General features: G+C 62.7%; 14 protein-coding genes and 1 tRNA gene. 2 read left to right on the top strand and 13 right to left on the bottom strand.

Going from position 1 to position 16,365, the window contains the following annotated elements; genetic code table 11:
• Positions 1 to 60: 60 nt before the first annotated feature.
• A complete protein-coding gene (locus ACWNZ3_RS04235) occupies positions 61 to 1,380 on the top strand; it encodes a mechanosensitive ion channel domain-containing protein (RefSeq protein WP_496901313.1) in 1,320 nt (439 codons plus the stop codon).
• Positions 1,381 to 1,440: 60 nt separating this feature from the next.
• Positions 1,441 to 1,515: transfer RNA gene (locus ACWNZ3_RS04230), tRNA-Gln, on the top strand.
• 408 nt (positions 1,516 to 1,923) lie between these two features.
• Here the strand turns inward: ACWNZ3_RS04230 and ACWNZ3_RS04225 are convergent.
• From ACWNZ3_RS04225 to ACWNZ3_RS04165, 13 genes are all read right to left on the bottom strand, one after another.
• Positions 1,924 to 2,733 (bottom strand): DNA adenine methylase, encoded by an 810-nt coding sequence (locus ACWNZ3_RS04225; RefSeq protein WP_496901312.1) that lies wholly within the window; start codon positions 2,731 to 2,733, stop codon positions 1,924 to 1,926.
• Positions 2,734 to 2,913: 180 nt separating this feature from the next.
• On the bottom strand, positions 2,914 to 3,804 hold the full coding sequence (locus ACWNZ3_RS04220; protein WP_496901311.1) for a hypothetical protein: 891 nt from the start codon (positions 3,802 to 3,804) through the stop codon (positions 2,914 to 2,916).
• A gap of 12 nt (positions 3,805 to 3,816) precedes the next feature.
• Positions 3,817 to 6,531 carry an exo-alpha-sialidase gene (locus tag ACWNZ3_RS04215; protein ID WP_496901310.1) on the bottom strand — a complete coding sequence of 905 codons (2,715 nt, stop codon included), beginning with the start codon at positions 6,529 to 6,531 and terminating at the stop codon, positions 3,817 to 3,819.
• Between the two features lie 9 nt (positions 6,532 to 6,540).
• Positions 6,541 to 9,843, bottom strand: coding sequence for a TipJ family phage tail tip protein (gene gpJ / locus ACWNZ3_RS04210; protein ID WP_496901309.1), 3,303 nt, complete (start codon positions 9,841 to 9,843; stop codon positions 6,541 to 6,543).
• Positions 9,840 to 10,256, bottom strand: a complete 417-nt coding sequence (locus ACWNZ3_RS04205; protein ID WP_496901308.1) for a C40 family peptidase — start codon at positions 10,254 to 10,256, stop codon at positions 9,840 to 9,842. The genes gpJ and ACWNZ3_RS04205 overlap by 4 nt, the downstream gene beginning before the upstream one ends.
• Entirely contained in the window at positions 10,253 to 10,777 is a 525-nt protein-coding gene (locus ACWNZ3_RS04200; RefSeq protein WP_496901307.1) for a hypothetical protein, read from the bottom strand. Before ACWNZ3_RS04200 ends, ACWNZ3_RS04205 begins: the two co-directional genes overlap by 4 nt.
• Positions 10,774 to 11,196, bottom strand: a complete 423-nt coding sequence (locus ACWNZ3_RS04195; protein WP_496901306.1) for a hypothetical protein — start codon at positions 11,194 to 11,196, stop codon at positions 10,774 to 10,776. The genes ACWNZ3_RS04200 and ACWNZ3_RS04195 overlap by 4 nt, the downstream gene beginning before the upstream one ends.
• Positions 11,193 to 13,712 (bottom strand): phage tail length tape measure family protein, encoded by a 2,520-nt coding sequence (locus ACWNZ3_RS04190; protein ID WP_496901305.1) that lies wholly within the window; start codon positions 13,710 to 13,712, stop codon positions 11,193 to 11,195. Before ACWNZ3_RS04190 ends, ACWNZ3_RS04195 begins: the two co-directional genes overlap by 4 nt.
• Positions 13,709 to 14,041 (bottom strand): DUF1799 domain-containing protein, encoded by a 333-nt coding sequence (locus ACWNZ3_RS04185; RefSeq protein WP_496901304.1) that lies wholly within the window; start codon positions 14,039 to 14,041, stop codon positions 13,709 to 13,711. Before ACWNZ3_RS04185 ends, ACWNZ3_RS04190 begins: the two co-directional genes overlap by 4 nt.
• A gap of 20 nt (positions 14,042 to 14,061) precedes the next feature.
• Positions 14,062 to 14,391, bottom strand: coding sequence for a hypothetical protein (locus tag ACWNZ3_RS04180; RefSeq protein WP_496901303.1), 330 nt, complete (start codon positions 14,389 to 14,391; stop codon positions 14,062 to 14,064).
• Positions 14,392 to 14,409: 18 nt separating this feature from the next.
• A complete protein-coding gene (locus ACWNZ3_RS04175; protein WP_496901302.1) occupies positions 14,410 to 15,342 on the bottom strand; it encodes a phage tail tube protein in 933 nt (310 codons plus the stop codon).
• A gap of 140 nt (positions 15,343 to 15,482) precedes the next feature.
• Positions 15,483 to 15,914 carry a phage tail terminator protein gene (locus tag ACWNZ3_RS04170; RefSeq protein ID WP_496901301.1) on the bottom strand — a complete coding sequence of 144 codons (432 nt, stop codon included), beginning with the start codon at positions 15,912 to 15,914 and terminating at the stop codon, positions 15,483 to 15,485.
• Positions 15,914 to 16,342 (bottom strand): gp436 family protein, encoded by a 429-nt coding sequence (locus tag ACWNZ3_RS04165; protein WP_269367813.1) that lies wholly within the window; start codon positions 16,340 to 16,342, stop codon positions 15,914 to 15,916. Before ACWNZ3_RS04165 ends, ACWNZ3_RS04170 begins: the two co-directional genes overlap by 1 nt.
• Positions 16,343 to 16,365 lie beyond the last annotated feature (23 nt).

Genomic DNA, 16,365 nt, shown 5'->3' with positions numbered 1-16,365 from the left:
TGCCAGGGCAGCGGCACCGGCCTAGGGTAGTGCAATTGCACCACCACGGATTTTCAGATCATGCGTTTCATTCCCCTTCTGCTCTGCCTTTTCCTGCCATTTGCCACCCTCGCCCAGACCAGCGATCAGCCGACCGGAACCATCGCGATCCAGGATGATGCCGCATCGGACGCGGCCATCGCCAACCGCATCCGCGACATCCTGCGCGAGCTGGAAGGCTATGAGGATATTTCGGTGACCGTCTCCTCAGGGATCGTGACCCTGCGCGGCACAACGCTGGACATGGCCTCTGCCACGCGGCTGACAGAACTGGTGGGCCGGGTCGAAGGGGTGGTGGCCATCGAGAACGAGGTTTTCGAGACGACGGATGTGGCACGGCGGCTCAACCCCGCTGTGGAACGGTTCAAGTCACGCGGCTATCAGTTTGTCGCCTTCCTGCCGCTGGCGATGATCGCACTTGCGGTGTTCTTTGCCGTCGTTCTGTTCGGCTTTTTCATTGCGCGGCGCAAGCAGCCCTGGGACCGGATGTCGCCCAATGCCTTCATTGCCGACATCTACCGCCAGATCGTGCGGTTGTTCTTCATCGTGGCCGGGCTTGTCATCGCATTGGACATCGTGGGCGCAACGGCGCTGCTGTCGGGCATACTGGGCGCTGCGGGGATCGTGGGTCTGGCCATCGGTTTCGCCGTGCGGGACACGGTGGAAAACTTCATCGCCTCGATCATGCTGTCGATCCGCCAGCCGTTCCGTCCCAATGACACCGTGGAGATCGAGGGCGACACCGGCAAGGTCATCCGCCTGACCAGCCGCGCCACCATCCTGCTGAGCTTTGACGGCAACCACATCCGCATCCCCAATGCCACGGTCTTCAAGAGCCGGATCGTCAACTTCTCGCGCAATGCGGAGCGGCGGTTCACCTTTGCCCTCTCCGTGGCCTCGGATGCGGACCTGGACCAGGCGCGCCACATGGCCGAAGACACGTTGAACGCCCTGCCCTTCGTGCTGGACAGCCCCGAGGTTTCGGTCTGGATTCAATCGGTCGATGACTTCTGGGTCACCCTGAACATGGCCGCCTGGATCAACCAGAATGACACCTCCATCGTGCTGGCCCGGTCGGAGGCCATCCGCCTGACCCAAGCCGCGTTTGACGCGGCGGGAATCGCCGCCCCCCTGCCCAGCTACCGGATCGAGAATCTGCCGGGCGCCCCCACCCCCGCGCAAGAACCCGGGCCTGGCACCCAGCGGCAGGATACAGCCGCCCCCGCCCCGGTACAGGACGTAGAGGCAACCGCAGAAAAAGAACTGGAAAAGATCGTGGATCAGGAACGCGCCGAACTGTCGCGGCGCGATCTGTTGAATGTGAACGCAACAGAGGAATAGGATTTTTGCCAAAACGGGTCTTGCGTTGACCGCCCAAGGCCCTTAATTAGCGGCTCACGTTGGGATGTAGCCAAGTGGTAAGGCAACTGTTTTTGGTACAGTGTACCGTAGGTTCGAATCCTACCATCCCAGCCACTTTTCCTGAAAGACTGTATCGCCCGCTGCGCAGCTGTAGCGCGCAACAAATGTTGATAGATTAACGCACCTCGGCACATAGATGCCGTCGGGGGCGGTCACATCATCAAGGCCTGTCAGACGCGACCATTGGAAATGACGATTCCCTCATAGGTCTTGAACACGCCCGCATCGACTCGCGACCAGACCGCAACTGTAGCGCGCAAAGAATGTTGGCAGAAAAACGAAGTTTAATTGTCAGCGCTTTTACCGGTCTTCAAACGCCGTTCAAGCGACAGATTGAAACGAGCGCGGCATCGGCGTATTAGGATGCTGCGGGTACGCGATGACTGGTGATGGTCCTGCTAGTATCCCGACGCGTCAGCTGGATCACCCTGTGCTGACAACTTCCACTCTCAGCGATAGATGTCAGACCGTGCCAATTAGCACCTCCCCTCGCTTTCCACTCCCCTGATCCTGCTGCCCGATCGAGTACGTCGTCTCCACGGCCTCGATCCTGAACCCAGCAAACACCTCCCACACCTCCGGCACGTCGTTCAGCGACAGGAGGAACTGCCCTTTGATCCCCGCCAGCTGCTCGGCCATCCGGGCGAACTCCTCTCGGTTGAACATCGCCTTTCCGTAGTCGTCCTCGCAGCCCCAGTAAGGCGGGTCGAGGTAGAACAGCGTGCCAGGGCCGTCATATCGGCGGATGAACTCCGCATAGTCGAGGCATTCGATCACCACGCCAGACAACCGGGAATGCAGATCCTCAAGCATGGGTTCCAACGTCGTGAGGTTGAACCGGGCTGGCCGATCCTTCGCCACACCAAAATTGCGGCCCGACACCTTTCCGCCAAACGCGGTGCGCTGCAGATACAGGAACCGCGCCGCACGTTCGAGGTCGGTCAGCGTCTCCGGCCGGGTGTCGACCAGGCGCAGGAATTCCGCCCGTGTCGTTAGTTGGAACCGAAGGACTTCCAGGAACTGCGGATAGTGTCGCTGGAGAATGCGGAAGAGGTTGGCGACGTCTCGGCCGTAGTCGTTGATCACCTCGGCCCTGGGACGCATGGAGCGCCGCAGGAACACGCCTCCCATGCCCACGAAGGGCTCGGCATAGGTGCTGTGCGGGGTGGCGTCCAGAATGGCCGTGATGCGCTTGGCGAGGTTGCGTTTGCCGCCCAGCCAGGGGGCAACGGGAACGGTCTTTTCAACGGGGGTTAAAACAGGGGTTTTCATAGGATGTAGAATCGCCTCAAGAAGGCCTTTCCCTGATCAGGGGAGGGAGCGGCCATAAGGCTTTGCTGGTCGGCGGGGTCAGGTGTGAGAGCTTTGGCCCCGTGTCGTTGGGTGTTTGCGCACCCAGCGGCCTCCCGGTCAGGGGAGGCCGCATCGTCGTGCGGTTCTAGGAAGCGATAGTCATGCCGGATGCTTCTCCGCCTTGTACGCTTCCAACGCCTCGTGGATCGAGTCGTTAGCTTCGGTGTCCACACCAGGCAGCGCAAGAAATTCTTCGATGTAGCCGTCCGCCGGGGTTGAGAAACTGGCTCCAGCATCCGAGCGTAAGGAACCGATGCGGAACCGCTGGCCCCCGAGTACTGCCGCGCAGTTGGGCGTGCCGGACAAGGTCTGCTTGGTGCCATCGATGTAAATGCTCGCCGCCGCAAGCCCTGTGAACTCGACCACCAGCAGCATAAGGGCATCGGGGATCACATTATCCACAGTCGTTGACAGTGCGGCGGGTGTGCGGCGGGTGTAGGCTGAGATTGCTTCGGTTCCGCCAGTGAAGCTGATGGCCATCTGGTTTGCACCCGAGGCCATGTCGTCGGCTGATATGATGAAACCACCTGACGCGGGGGGTTGCCGCATCAGGAAGGCGAGCGTCATCTGCTCCGACTGATCGACGGCGACGGTGGGCAGCAGCGCATTTGCCGATGACAGCAGCGTGCCCATCGCAACAGCCGACATGGGGCTTCCCCCAGTGTCGTCCCGCCCCAATGTGACCATGCCGTCAGCACCGACTCCGCGCTGCATACGATGCGCATTCGTCGTGTCGTCGGGATGGCGGAGCAGGTACTGCGGCTCTCCGTCAAGGCCAGGCAGCCAGCCCACCACGTCCTGGACGAAGCCGTCACCGCCCAGGCGCGCCGCGCGGGCCGAGAACCAGCTCTTGTTCTTTGTGCGCCAGGCAGGCTGGTAGAGCAGATCGAGCAAGCCACGCTCTGCCGGGGTGTTCAGGGCCGGTGCGCCCGCCGGGGCGGTCACAAGAGGGTTCTTTACGGTCTGTTGAATGATGCGCTTAACGGTCATTGAATTGGTCCTTTAGGCTGGTACGGCTACGCCGGGGTTGGTGGTGTATCTCAGGACGGCGGCGGTCACCGCGGCGGCGGCGTCTTCCTCGTCCACAAGGCAGGTGATCAGTTCGTTCGAGGTGGTGCTGCCGGGGGTGCCGACCGGGACTTCGTCGCCACTCATACCGATGTAGGTTCGTGACCGGCCCCGGTCGTAGGCGACCAGGAACTTGCCGGTGTAGCGGCCCAGCCGGTCGCGCAGGAACACCACGGACGGATAGGAGCTGAGAGGCCGGTCGCGTTCTTCCAACAGCACCGGAGGCAGCCAATGGCTGTCTTGGCCGGCGCTGCCCTTGTAGCTGACCATGACGGACATCCGCAGGCGTGCGCCATTGTTGTTGAATGCCCAGACCAGCCGCCCGGACGGGCTGCGGCACAGGACGGTTTTCGACCGGGTGCTTTCCAGCACCCTCTCGATGTAGGCATACACCTCGTCGGTCCACGTCAGCCCGCCGTCATACGACCGGCGCTCCATCGCACCGGTGTCGGTCCGAAACACCATCATCAATTCGTCGCCGCCAACCGGCACCGCAGTCGGCTCGGGGAAATCTTCTTCCGCGCTGTCGATCATCGCCTGAACTTCACTGATCACCTGCGAATACGCCCGCACGTCAGTGACCACGCCCTGCACCCGCGTCTCGTGGATGCGCAGGCGGCAGTAACGCGGTATCTTGTCTACGTCGCGCGGGAGCGAGTCTTCCGGAAATCCCGACATGAAAAAACGATGTTCGGTGCCGGTCAGGTGAGGCTGGAATGCGAAGCCATAGCCGAAGAAAGTTTGGGCCCCAAACACGAACGTGCTGTCCACCACCAGACCGAGGTCGGCAGCTTCGCCTGTGTCTGGGTTCTGGATCACCCAGGCGCGGTTCACTTGCAGATCGCCGGTGGTCTTGATCGCCATGGCGAACACCAAATAGCCTTGATGCGTGTAGAAAAACTGCCCGTCCTGCACCAAAGCGTCATCGTTGGTGGCATAGTGAATGATGGCCGCTGGCAACCAGGTGACATCATCGGTCTCGCCATCGGTCGCAGGTGGAGCAACGCCGCCGTCCGCGAAATCCTCGGTGTATTCCAGCAGCATGAACATATCATGGCCAGCTTCCTCCGGGTCCGTTCCCAGAGGTCCGTTGTTGCCGTAATAGGCGCGCCAGACGCGCCCGCTGCGGTGACACTGCGTAATCACCGGCACCATCCGGTTCACCATGGGCAGGTAGGTGGCCATTGTCGCCGCGTCGGTGATCACGGTCAGCTCCGGGCTGTTCGCCGGGTCTTCCAATGGCGCACCGTTGGTGTCGAGGTCCGCCCGCCAGGCTGCGGCCTCATCCGCCAGCCCGATGCTCCCATAGGCCTGCATCGTGCCCGAAAGCGCGGGGACAGCTTCGTCCTGGGGCTGCGCGTCGAGGCCGAGCGTCGCCGTCGCGCTGAGCACCTTGCCCGTGGGGTCGACCTCAACCACGTCTTTGTCAATCAGGGCCGCATCAAAGGTCAGGGTCCAGCGGGTGGCGGGATCAAACAAGGGCGCGCTGCCGGAAAGGATGTTGCCCTGCGCATCGGTGCGGACCTCATCGTATACCGCCACGCTGGGATCAAAGGTAAGCGTCCAGCGACCGGTGCCGCCTTTTGCGTCCTCAAGATCAGCGCCGACCCGCGCGATCTGCGAGGTTGGGCCAAGGCGGATCAGTTGGCCGTCTTCGGTTACCTCCACCTCCTCGCCATCTTCCACATCGGCCTCATCGCCGAAATAGAGCGCCTGGCGAGGGACGGCCACGGCACCATCCTTGACCGCATCCAGCGCCGTTTGTTGCGGTTCGCTTACCGGTTTGAGGTCATCCGGCGTGTTGTCGGCCAGGCCAAGTTCGACGTCGTCTTTGGTCAAGACCACATCCCCGGTCTTTTCGTTCACCCTCAGCACCTGGGGCGTGTAGTCCTCCTTGAACCAGTTCCCTGCGAAGGTGGTTGTGCTGGCGTCATCAGCGATAGCCACGATGCGGTCTCCGATCCCGAACTCGACCCCATCGACGGTTCCGGCGACCGAGACGATCCAGAGGTTGCCTCTCTGGGCCGAACCGGCGCCGGGGAAGCTGCCGACCGTGGCATCCCAAACGTCCTGCAGCACGATGGCGGCATCCAGCGCGTTGACCTTGGACGTCAGTTCGTCGACCTCACTCTGCGGTGCCTTGGTGGCCAATGCCGCTGTGGTGGCTGCGTCATCCGCCTTGGTCGCCAGCGCCGCCGTGGTGGCTGCGTCGTCAGCCTTGGTGGCCAGCGCGGCGGCGGTTGCGGCGGCATCAGCTTTGCCCGAGAGGCCCGTGTCGCTGACCCGCAACCAGCGTGTCCAGGCGGCAACCCAGCGGTAGACACCGGCGTTGGGCACACTCGCCCCGTCATAGCCGGTCGCGGTCGCCTGAAGGTGGGTGCCCGCGTCCGTATCGGGCACCGAGGAGCCCACGTCATCGGCAACCGGCACAAGGGCCAGCAGGTCCGCCCAGGAACTGGCCGGGCTGAGCCCGGAGAGCACCTGGTTTTCCAGCAGATTGATCGCATCGGCCACGGGACCAGCGCCGAGCAACTGCTGGCCCAGGCTGTTCACAGGGACGCGGACCGAGGACCCATCCTTGTTGCCGACGATCTCATCGACGGTGGATGCGGGATCAAGAGAGACTGTTTGAACGCCGTTTTCTGCCATGTCGGGCTCCTAGTAAATCGTTGTTGCGAAGGGGCCGGAGACCGGCCCGGCGATGTTCTCGTCGTTGATCGGCTCGACGTAGTAATCCCAGCCGCCCGCCTCGACGCAGCTCGGGGTCTCTGCGAAGAGCCGGACAAACTCGATGCTGCCATCGAAGGTGGTCTGTGCGAGGAACTTGAAATCGGTATTGCCGGTCAGGGCTGTGAGGCTGTCCAGGAACAGACCGTTGGCCGTTACTGTTTCGCCGCTGACGTTGGTGCCGCCGATCAGCCGCGGCTTGACGTCGCCCGCGACATAACCAGAGACCTCGAAGGCGACCCGGTAGGTGGTGCCTGCGGTCAAAGGCAGGGTCTGCGCGAGGTTGCCTGCGGCACCCGGCGTGAAGGTTGCCTTCCCACCGGCAATGGCCCAACCGCTGTCGAGGCTCCAATTGTCCGCGCTGTTGAAATCCGCAGAACTCAGCAGGTTCACACGGGTGCCGTCGCCGTCGACATAGTTCAGTGTCGAACCGGCAGAGACCTCAAGGCGGCTACCGATGGCATGGGTCTCGCGGTCGAGCGGGTTGCCCGCGGGCACGCGGTAGATCTGCAATTGGGTCGGCGCGCCGGTCTCCGGCACCGCAACCACCAGGGTGGCATGGCCCAGACTTCCGGTGGCGGAGATCGCTTCGTCGTCAAGCGCTGCCGGGATGGCGGGGTCATCCTCGCCGATGGTCAGGGTCGCGACGGCGGTGTAGTCGCCTGGCGTGGTGTTCGCCATGGCGCGAGCGCGGAACTCGATCTCGTTGCCCGCCTCGTAGTCGTCCAGGCTGATGCCACCGGCAGCAACCGGAATGGTCTCGGTGGTCCAGACGCCGGAGCTGGTCAGGCGATGATCGAACTCGAAGGCATCAACGAGGGCGGTTGAGCCGGTTCCGGTCTGCAACACGACCTCGAAGCCATCCGGATCACCCGTGCCGATCAGGCCCGATGCGACCGAGACAAAGAGCGGCACCGCCGGGATGACGGCGGTCTGATCGATGATTTCGCCGATCCGGCCGTCCCATTCGGGAGGGACCTCGGCGTCGGTCAGCGTGTCGATCTCGGGTGCAGCCGCAACCATCATCACCCGCGCGCCAAAGTCATCGGCCCCTTCGATGCCCCGCACCCTGAGGGGCAGGCTCTCGGTCGTAATCGGGCCGAGATGCACGGCCTCGCCGACGGTCGGCACCGCCGCCCGGTCCAGCAGACGCACCGCGCGGGTGGGCTCCTCCATCGGGGCGATCTTGCTGATCACCGAGCTGCCGATCACGTCTTCCTCATCAGCGAAGACCCGGAACCGGACGCCAAAGTCTTCGCCGACCGTGATCTCTTCGTCGAGTTCAACCAGCGCACCTGTCACCGATTTTACCCTCGCCGAGAGCTGGGTCCGGTCCAGCACGTCGAAACTGCCCATGACCAGGTCACCGCGGGTTACCACCCGGGCGCGGCCTGATTGCATGGCCGAGAAGCTGTCGGGCCGGTAAATCAGCTCGTACATCCGGCGGCGGGCTTCGATCCAGATTTCAGCTGGATCGGTTTTGCCAGGCATCTCCATGGTTTCGGTGAGGGAGACATCGCCAACGTGTCCCGGCCAGGGAATGACCCGCTCGGCTTCCTCGTAGTTGTTGGTCTCGTCCAGGAACCGAACGCGCACACCGTCCGGCGGGTTGAAGTAGGTGCGGGACCATTCGAACTGGTCGGAGTTGCGCGGGTTGATGTGATCAACCACCAGCGTTTCAGGCCGGTCGATTACCACGCCCCATTTGACCCCGTCGTGTCGCGGGCTGGCGCGACCGGCCGCGCAGATCGCCAGCAGCATTTCCCCCAGCGTCTCCTGGCCGTCATGGACCCGGTCGTACTTGAGGCCCTTCTCGACGCACCAATCATGCCAGTCGGCGATCTGGTCCCAGTCGATGGCAGAGGAGGACGCCGGAAAGGGGTTCATCGGCCCGGTGAGGGCAGCGATATAGGCGGTCGCTGGAGTGCGGTCGTAGCCGGTGACCCATTCGCCTTCTTCGTGGATCAGCGCCTCGCGTTCGATCAGCGCGTTAAAGGCGTTTAATGGGCCATTTAACTGGTAGGTTGCGCGCACCCGGATCGCCACCAGGGCAAGCGGTTTGTCGAAGTTGATCGGATACTCCGGCCGGATCGACTGGATGCCCGACAGCACAACCTTGTCGGAAGCTTGAGTGCTGGTGCTGTCATCGGTCATCCGGGTGACTTCGATCTGCCAGCGGCCGCGGGTGGGCAGGGTCCAGCGGTGCTGGCGCAGGAAGCCCTCTTGCTTCTTGGCCGTGATCGCCAGGGTCACCACGTCCTGCCAGACACCCACGCCATTGAGGCGCGCCCGGATACGCACGCTGACGCTGCGCGGAGCGACCCGGCCCTTGTCGTCAATGGCATAAAGACCCGCCGGATATGCCAGGATCACGGAAGCTTGCGCCGAGTTGGACGCCGTGAAGCGCGTGACGGGTGTTTCCACGCCAACCGAGCCGGGAATGATCTCGCCGGTCAGGTCGCGCGGTTTGGGCCGGACCAGCTGGACACCGGCGTTTTCCTCGAGCACCTGTTCGGGGTAGAGGCCGATCGGGAGGTCATCTTCACGGCCTTCGCGGATCTCGACATCTGCGTCTTCGTAATCGCTGATCGGTGTATCCCCGATCCGCAGATCGGAGATCCGCAAAGGGCCATAGCCAAGGCAGAACAGCGCCCGGACATATTGCTGGTCGCCGACGATCTCTGTCCAGGAGGTGGCTGCGAATGGCGGGGCGTAGCGATGCTTGCCGAAGAGGTAGGGCACCGGGGAGCCGGGCCGTCCTTCGTTGCGCCAGCCGTCGATGTTGTAGACGTTGCGGCGCTCTTCGCCCTCTGGCTGCGTCGGCGGGATCAGCGCGTTGACCAGCAACTGGCCCAGAACGGTCAGGCCCGAGGTTGCCAGCGCCAATCCTACCTTGCCCAGCGTCGGAAACAGATAGGGTGCGAGGGCGGCGGCCGCGATCGACACGACGGCCAGCAGAACTGAGCGCAGAGCATCCTTGCCGGGGATCGTGCGGATCACGACGCGGGCGTGCGGCATCGGCCGGAGGCTGGACCAATAGGCCGGATCGACCACGGAGGCCCCCTGATCGGCCACCAGCAGCACCCGCAACCCCTTGCGCGGGTCGCGGAACCCCGGAAGCGCCAGGGCGACGATCTCGGCAATTGTCAGCCCGTGGGGTGCCTCGATCTCCTTGCGGCCCATGCCTGGGTCCAGGAGCGGGGCGCAGAGCACGTTGTTGGTCTTGCTGCTCATCGCCGGACACCCCGCAGCGCTTCATGAGCAAAGGCCATGACGAAGCGATGCCCCCAGCGGCCCTGGTCGAACCGCTCGTGCTTGGACTGATCGTCCGCGGACATGTGCAGCATCACGCCAGGCGAGACGTAGATCCCGACGTGGCTGTCGTGGCGGCCGTGGCGGAAGAGGAGAAGGTCAAAGGGCTGCGGTGTCAGCGTTTTGCACCAGACAGCTCCCAGTGTTTCCGATCCGATCAGGGAAGCGACCTCGGCCTGTTCCTCCGCGCTGACATAGCCTTCGGTATAGGCTGGCAGGCTGATCGCCAGCTCCTCGGCATAGACCAGGCGCGCGAGGCCCCAGCAGTCGCAGCCCGACCGGTCGCGGCCCATGTCGGCATAGGGAATGCCGAGATATGCGTTCGACCAACTCATCGGAACAGCCCCGGAAAGCGTTCCTTGGTGAAGCGGTCCATCGGCACGCTCTCGTCCTCGATCGGCGCGCGGCTGATCTCCAGCGTGATCTGACCGGCATCGCCATCGGCCGAGATCATCGCCATGTCGCGGAATTCCACCTCCACCAGGTCCGGCGTGCTGGCCATCACCACGGCCAGATGCACGGTGGGCCGGTCGATGAAGGAACGCAGCAACTTGGCGATGTCGCTGTCCACATTCTCGACGATGATGTTGGCCGCTGCCGGTGCGTCCTCGAGATCTCCGGGAATGTCGGACGCCGCCAGGATGAACAGGAAGGGCTCATTGGCCGGATCACTGTCCAACCAGGCGCTGCGTGTGCCATAGGCCAGCGGGTCGACCGACAGGCGCTCGGTCGGATCGGTGGACAGCCGCACCGGCGCGTCCAGCTCCGGGTGCTCGATCATGATCAGCGCGATCTCGAGATCGTCCGAATAGGGCGCATCATGGGATTGGCGCGCGTTGAGAGAGACCCTCCTCATGGCATCACCGCCACTGTAAAGGCGATGATGAACCGGACGCCGCGAATGGTCTGGGCGGGTGTTTCGTCACCAAAAAGACAAAGCCACCGGGCAGACAGCAGCAACGGCTGGCCCCCGGCCGTGAGGAGTGGTGTGCCGGCATGGTCCAGCATCGGCCAGCCGTCCGTCAACGGATCGGGCATGTAGAACGGCAAGCTGCCAAATGCGGTCACATTTTTGAAGAAATCATCGAACAAAGCCTTCTGGTTGCGGGTTACGTCGATCGACAGGCCCACGGTTTCCGCAACGCTGGACCAGCGCCGCCGATAGGCTGGAGGGCCGGTTTCGCCAACCCGGCGCAACCGTGGGTCAACGATCTGGGTCTGAAACCCCTCGCGCTGCGGCTTGGGCAGGTCAGTTGGCCAAAGCGGGACACTCATCGCAGCGTCCCCCGTTTCTTGACGCCGAACCCGTTGCGCAATGTGCGCCGAGCGCCGCCACCAGGCTGTACCAGGGCATTGCCGACCGCATCTGCCAGGACGAACCGTGTGCGGCGGCGACCGGTGCCGTCCACTTCGTCGCTGCGCGTCTGGGTAATCGGGCTGCCAGAATGGTTTTCGATGATGATCTGCGAACCGTTGCCGCCACCAGAAAACGTACCGCCGCCGATCATTCCACCCTTTGCGAAAGCGGGAAATTCAGCACCTGAATTGATCATCTCAAGCAGCGCCCGGTTCTTGGCGGTGGCCACAGCGTTGACCATGAATTCACCAGAGGAAGCCCAGACTGGCACGTTGTCCGACGTGCCGCTGCCCCGGCCGTAGATCATCCCGCCTTCCGCAAGGGCCTGCGCCGGTTTGGCGTTCGGGAACACAGCACCCAGAACAACATCGATCAGCCCGCCCCCGTTGGCAGTACCGAACAACTGGGCGAGTGGCCCTTCTCCCAGAAGGAGGGCTTCGTAGGCCATGTCCTGGATCTTGCCCGAAAGCGTATCCAGCACGCTGCCGAAGTCACCCCCGCTGCGCCGCAGGTCTTCGAACGTGTCGTAGGCGATGTCGCGGTAGCTTTCCCAGGCTTCTTTCTGGGCGTCGATCGTCTCCTTCTCCTGGTTGCGGATCGCAATCAGCTCGCGGATTTTCTCACGTTCTGCCTCGGTCGCCGCTGCCATTGTTTCGCGGTGCCGCAGCATTTCTTTCTGGACCGGATCGGTCTCGCGCAGGACGTCGATCTCTTCTTCGAGACCTTCAATCAGATCAGCGACGGCTTCGCGCTGCTTCTTGATCTTGCCAGCTGCACCGCCGCCGGATCGTCCTTTGCGTTTCTTCGGGTTTCGCCGCGGATCATCGAGGGCGAGTGTGCCATAGCCCCCTGTCCATGTGCCGGGACGCGTATTGTTGGGATTGCGCGGATCGAGTTCATCGAGGCCGTTGTTGTTGACGCCTCCGTTATAGCCTGCAATCCGGCGGGCCAGATCGAGCGCTCCAGCCAGTTGCTGAGACAAACGCGTGGCTTCACCTGTTGCCAGGGCGATGTTCCCGGCCATGTCTACAGATGCGACACCATTGGCGGCATCCCAGGCCGCCATGATCTCATCCTTCATGATCTGGGACATGTCTGCGGTCAGAGTGGTGGCCTCGTAGACCCGGCGCTCTTCGGCCACCCGTGCCGCTGTCACCTCACGGCTGTCCTCGCCATGCTGCGCGATCAGGCTCTGGATGTTTGCTTCTGCTTCCAACCCTGCAACGGTGGCATCCACGCTCTGTTGAAGGGCGACATGCTTTTCCGCAGCCTGGACAACACCGGTCAGGAAATCCTGAAGGCGATCGTTTACGGTCTCCTTGACCTCGGCGAGGCGTTTTTCGGCAGCGACGGCTTTATCCCGTTCAGCCATCGCTTCACGCAGCAACCGCAACTCCTCTTCGAGTGCTGTCACCTGATGCGGAAAAACACTCTTCTCAGATGCTCGCAGCCCCTCTTGGTCGGCTAGCCGTGTTCGAAGTGTCGCAAGTGCGGCTTCTTTCTTCACAATTTCATCTGATACGACGAGCTGAGCGGTGGTCTCCAGCCCGCGATTGAAAAGCTCGACTTCATTGCGCGCTTCCGCTGTTTCCTTGGCGAGCGCCTCCATCGCCTCGCTGAATTCATCGGTCTTCTCCTCGGCTGACAGTGCCCGCGAACCCCACTGGATCAGCGCCGCGCCGCCCGCAATGATGCCAAGCGTGGCCAGCGACAAGGGATTGATCAGTGCAAGCGCGGAACTTGCGAGGCCGCGCAGCACGGCCTTGCCACCGCCCATGGTTGCAAAGACCTGATTAAGCTGGGTGCCCTGCTGCAGGGCAAGCTGGATCGGGTTTTGTCCGGCAGCCATCATCACGCCGATGTCGTTGAACTGCGCAGTGATGTTCCCCAGTTGAGCAGAGGCTACACCTGTTCCGCGCGCCATCATGGAGGCACTCTGGCCGGTCGCGAGATATTGTGCCTCGGCAAGTGCCAGAACACGATTGGCCTCAGCCTGGGTGACAGCGCCAGCAGCGACGGCGCGCCGGGTTTCGTCCGTGACCGCCTCATACTGCCTTGACGCACGGTAGACCGGATCAATCGACATCCGCATGCTGTCAAAGCTGGCCCGGTTCTGATCAATTGTGCCACCGAAGGCGGCAGCGCTCTCACGCGCGCTATGGGTCGCAGCTCCGAAACCGGTCAACCGCTCGATGCGCTGCTGGATCGCCGTATTGGCTTGGGCGACGGCCTGGGCGACGACCTTTTCCTGCTTTGAGAAGGCCGCGTTGGCGTTCGCCGCACCCTTTGTGCTTTGTTCCAGTCCCGAGGTGCTCTTTTCGAGAGCATCTACGGCCTTTCGCGCGCCAGCGCTGGCAGAGGCCGTCTCGCCCAGTGCCCGCTTGGCACCCGAGGCGTCTCCCCCGATATAAAGACTGGCCTTGAACCCGCTCACATCGTTCTCCGAAACTCGTCCAGCGCGCCCTGTGCGATGGTCTTCACTTCATTCCAGGTTGCCGCATCGATGCTCAGACCTGACAATTGCAATCCGGCCTGAGCTGCCGTGTAATCCAGCCCCAGCGGGACCACGCGGTTGTGAACGACTTCCGTGCGCCATTGCGAACTGATCGCGTAAAACGCTTCCAGAGCTGGCAGATGCCAGGCCCAGATGTCTTCCTGTCCTTGTGCTTCCCCCCCGAACACAGCGTCCAGGTCGATCCCGAGGATCGCGGCGTCGGAACGTGCATCGTCTTGCCGCGAGGTGCTTCCGGACGATCCTCTCACCCAGGCAGCCCCCGCGGCCTTCAGTTTCCCGAGGCGCTCTTGTGCATCCCCTTGAAGTAGGTTCCGACCAGGCCGACGCGGATGTATGCTTCATCGAGCAAGGCATCGATCAGTGCTTCGGTGCAGGCCATCGGCTTGTCATCCTCGCCGATCAGGTTCTCAAAACCGACGACGACACGCTTCAGAAACTCAATGGTCCCGGCGCCGGTCGACAGGTCATAGCCGTCCGCTTCAGAGACAGGGATGGCACGGAAACGGGTCTTCAACAGATCTTCGCGAAAGCCGTCTTCGTGCGGTGTATGGATTTTCGCATCGCGAACGAATTCGGGCGTTTGGTTGATCTTGAACATGGGGTGCGCCTTTCTGGATCAGGTGAGGGTCAGCGACCACTGGTCGTTGCCAGCCGTCGGGATCGGAACGAGCCGGAGCGGCCATTCCACGATGTTCTGGGCGTTCTCCATACCCTGCGGCCGCTGCATCTGGGCCTTGGTGACGGCCATGGTCGAGATGTTGCCTGCCGTCAGCCCATGTACCAGGTTGATCGGCACATCCGTCTGGGCAGCGGCCAGGGCAAAGGGATTGAGCGTGCCAAGTGCAACCGCCTCGACTTTGGTCTCGATGCTCTCCTCGCGATCGGTAATCAGGATACCTTCCGAGCCGACCAGGAAGCGCGGCTCGACCGCATTGCCGAGGTTCAGCATGAAGGAGCGCATGACCAGCGCCACGGCATTGATCGTGAAGGTCGGCGTGTTGGACTTGCTGACAGCCAGCGGTTTGATGAAAGCGCTCAGTGCCACAGTCGGCCGGGTCTCTTCGCTCGGTTGGTTGAACAGGCCCCAGAACTCGAACTTGAGGTAGGGGATGTTCGAGCTGGTATAGTCGATGGTCGCGTTGCCCCGCGCGCCGGTCAGAACAAACCGGGTGCCTTCGATCATGAAGTGGATCGACAGGCTCTCGTGCGCATCGCTGACGGGATTGTAGGTCACGGATGTACCCGGGACGATTGTCTCGGCCACACCGCAGCCACGGATCAGCGGCCCCCAGGCAGGAGCGGTTCCGGCGGCACCGGAACCCGCCAGCTCGACATTGAAGGTCAGCTTGGCATGTACATCGATCGGGACCGATCCCTGCGCACCCAGGTAGGGGATTTCAAGGTTGCGGCTGAGATCGCTGCCTTCCATCGGTGTCAGGGCGACCTCAGTGGCCAGAACGCCGTTTGCAGCACCAGTCGGCTCCGCATCGGTGTTGTAGGTCGTTTCCAGCTTAGCCAGCAGGATTTTGGATTTCCATTTAAGGGGCATTTAACCCTCCTTCTTCGTGGTTTCGGAGGAACCCTCGCCAGTCTTCTGCGGCTCCGGGGCGGGTGGCTCAGACACGCGCTTCAATGCGCCTTTGGAATTGCGGATGTAGCTGCCGCCGCTGGACGGAAGTTTAGGTGCGGTCATGAGAAAACCCTCAGCTGGTCGGAAATGGCGAAGTCGATCTGGTAAACGACGGTGCCCTTGGACGCGTTAAGCAAGGAACCCCGTGTCAGGCGGAAGACGCCGGTTTGATCACCAGGTGCCCAACCGGCCAGGGCTTCGACTACCGCCATGATCAGGCCGCGGAGATCCTCCAGCGCGCGTTTGCCCGCAGGGGTATGGTTCCGGACTGTCAGGATTACCGCCACAGCCTCTTCGAACATCTGCGTATAAGCGCCGGCACCGGCGTCCTGTGCGCGGCCGATCAGCCCCAGGGGCAGGACATGGGCCGCTGGTGTATGCTGAGGCAGTGCGTTGCGTTGCATCAGATCGGCAAGGCTGCCCGCGCCCTCAACGCGATGTTCCAGAACCACGACCCGGTCATCCAGACGGGAGATCACATCATCGATCATCAGATAAAGCCCTTGAGGGTTTCTTCTGTGAGCGGGCGCGCCCGATCGGTAAGCCGCGCGCCTGAACTGCCGGTACCGGGGGCATCGGCACCGGCGATCGGCAACCGGACCGCACCGGAAGAGATCTCGCGCAAGGTGCGGATAGCGGCCTTGTAGTCTTCCTCGATCTTGGGGTCCGGGCTGGCGGTGTGCAGGTTGTAGATCGCGATTGCCAGGGCAAGGCTGCCGATAAGTGGCGGTGTTTCAACCATCGGCAGCGCGTAGCGCACGCCGACATAGCCATCGATCATCGCATCCGCATCCTTCAGGGCCTGATCGATCACATCCGTGTCGATCACATCCGTCGCCACGTCGCCACGGTCGGTCAGGTGGACCAGCATGGTCTCGCCAAAGCGGGCGGTCAGATCTGTGAGGGAGGTGTAGGACACGGCAGGTCATCCTGAAGGGGACA

It is taken from the genome of Sulfitobacter sp. IGS-18, from assembly GCF_059628195.1.
Note: the sequence above shows the minus strand (reverse complement) of the source record. Positions and strands in the feature narration are given on the sequence as shown.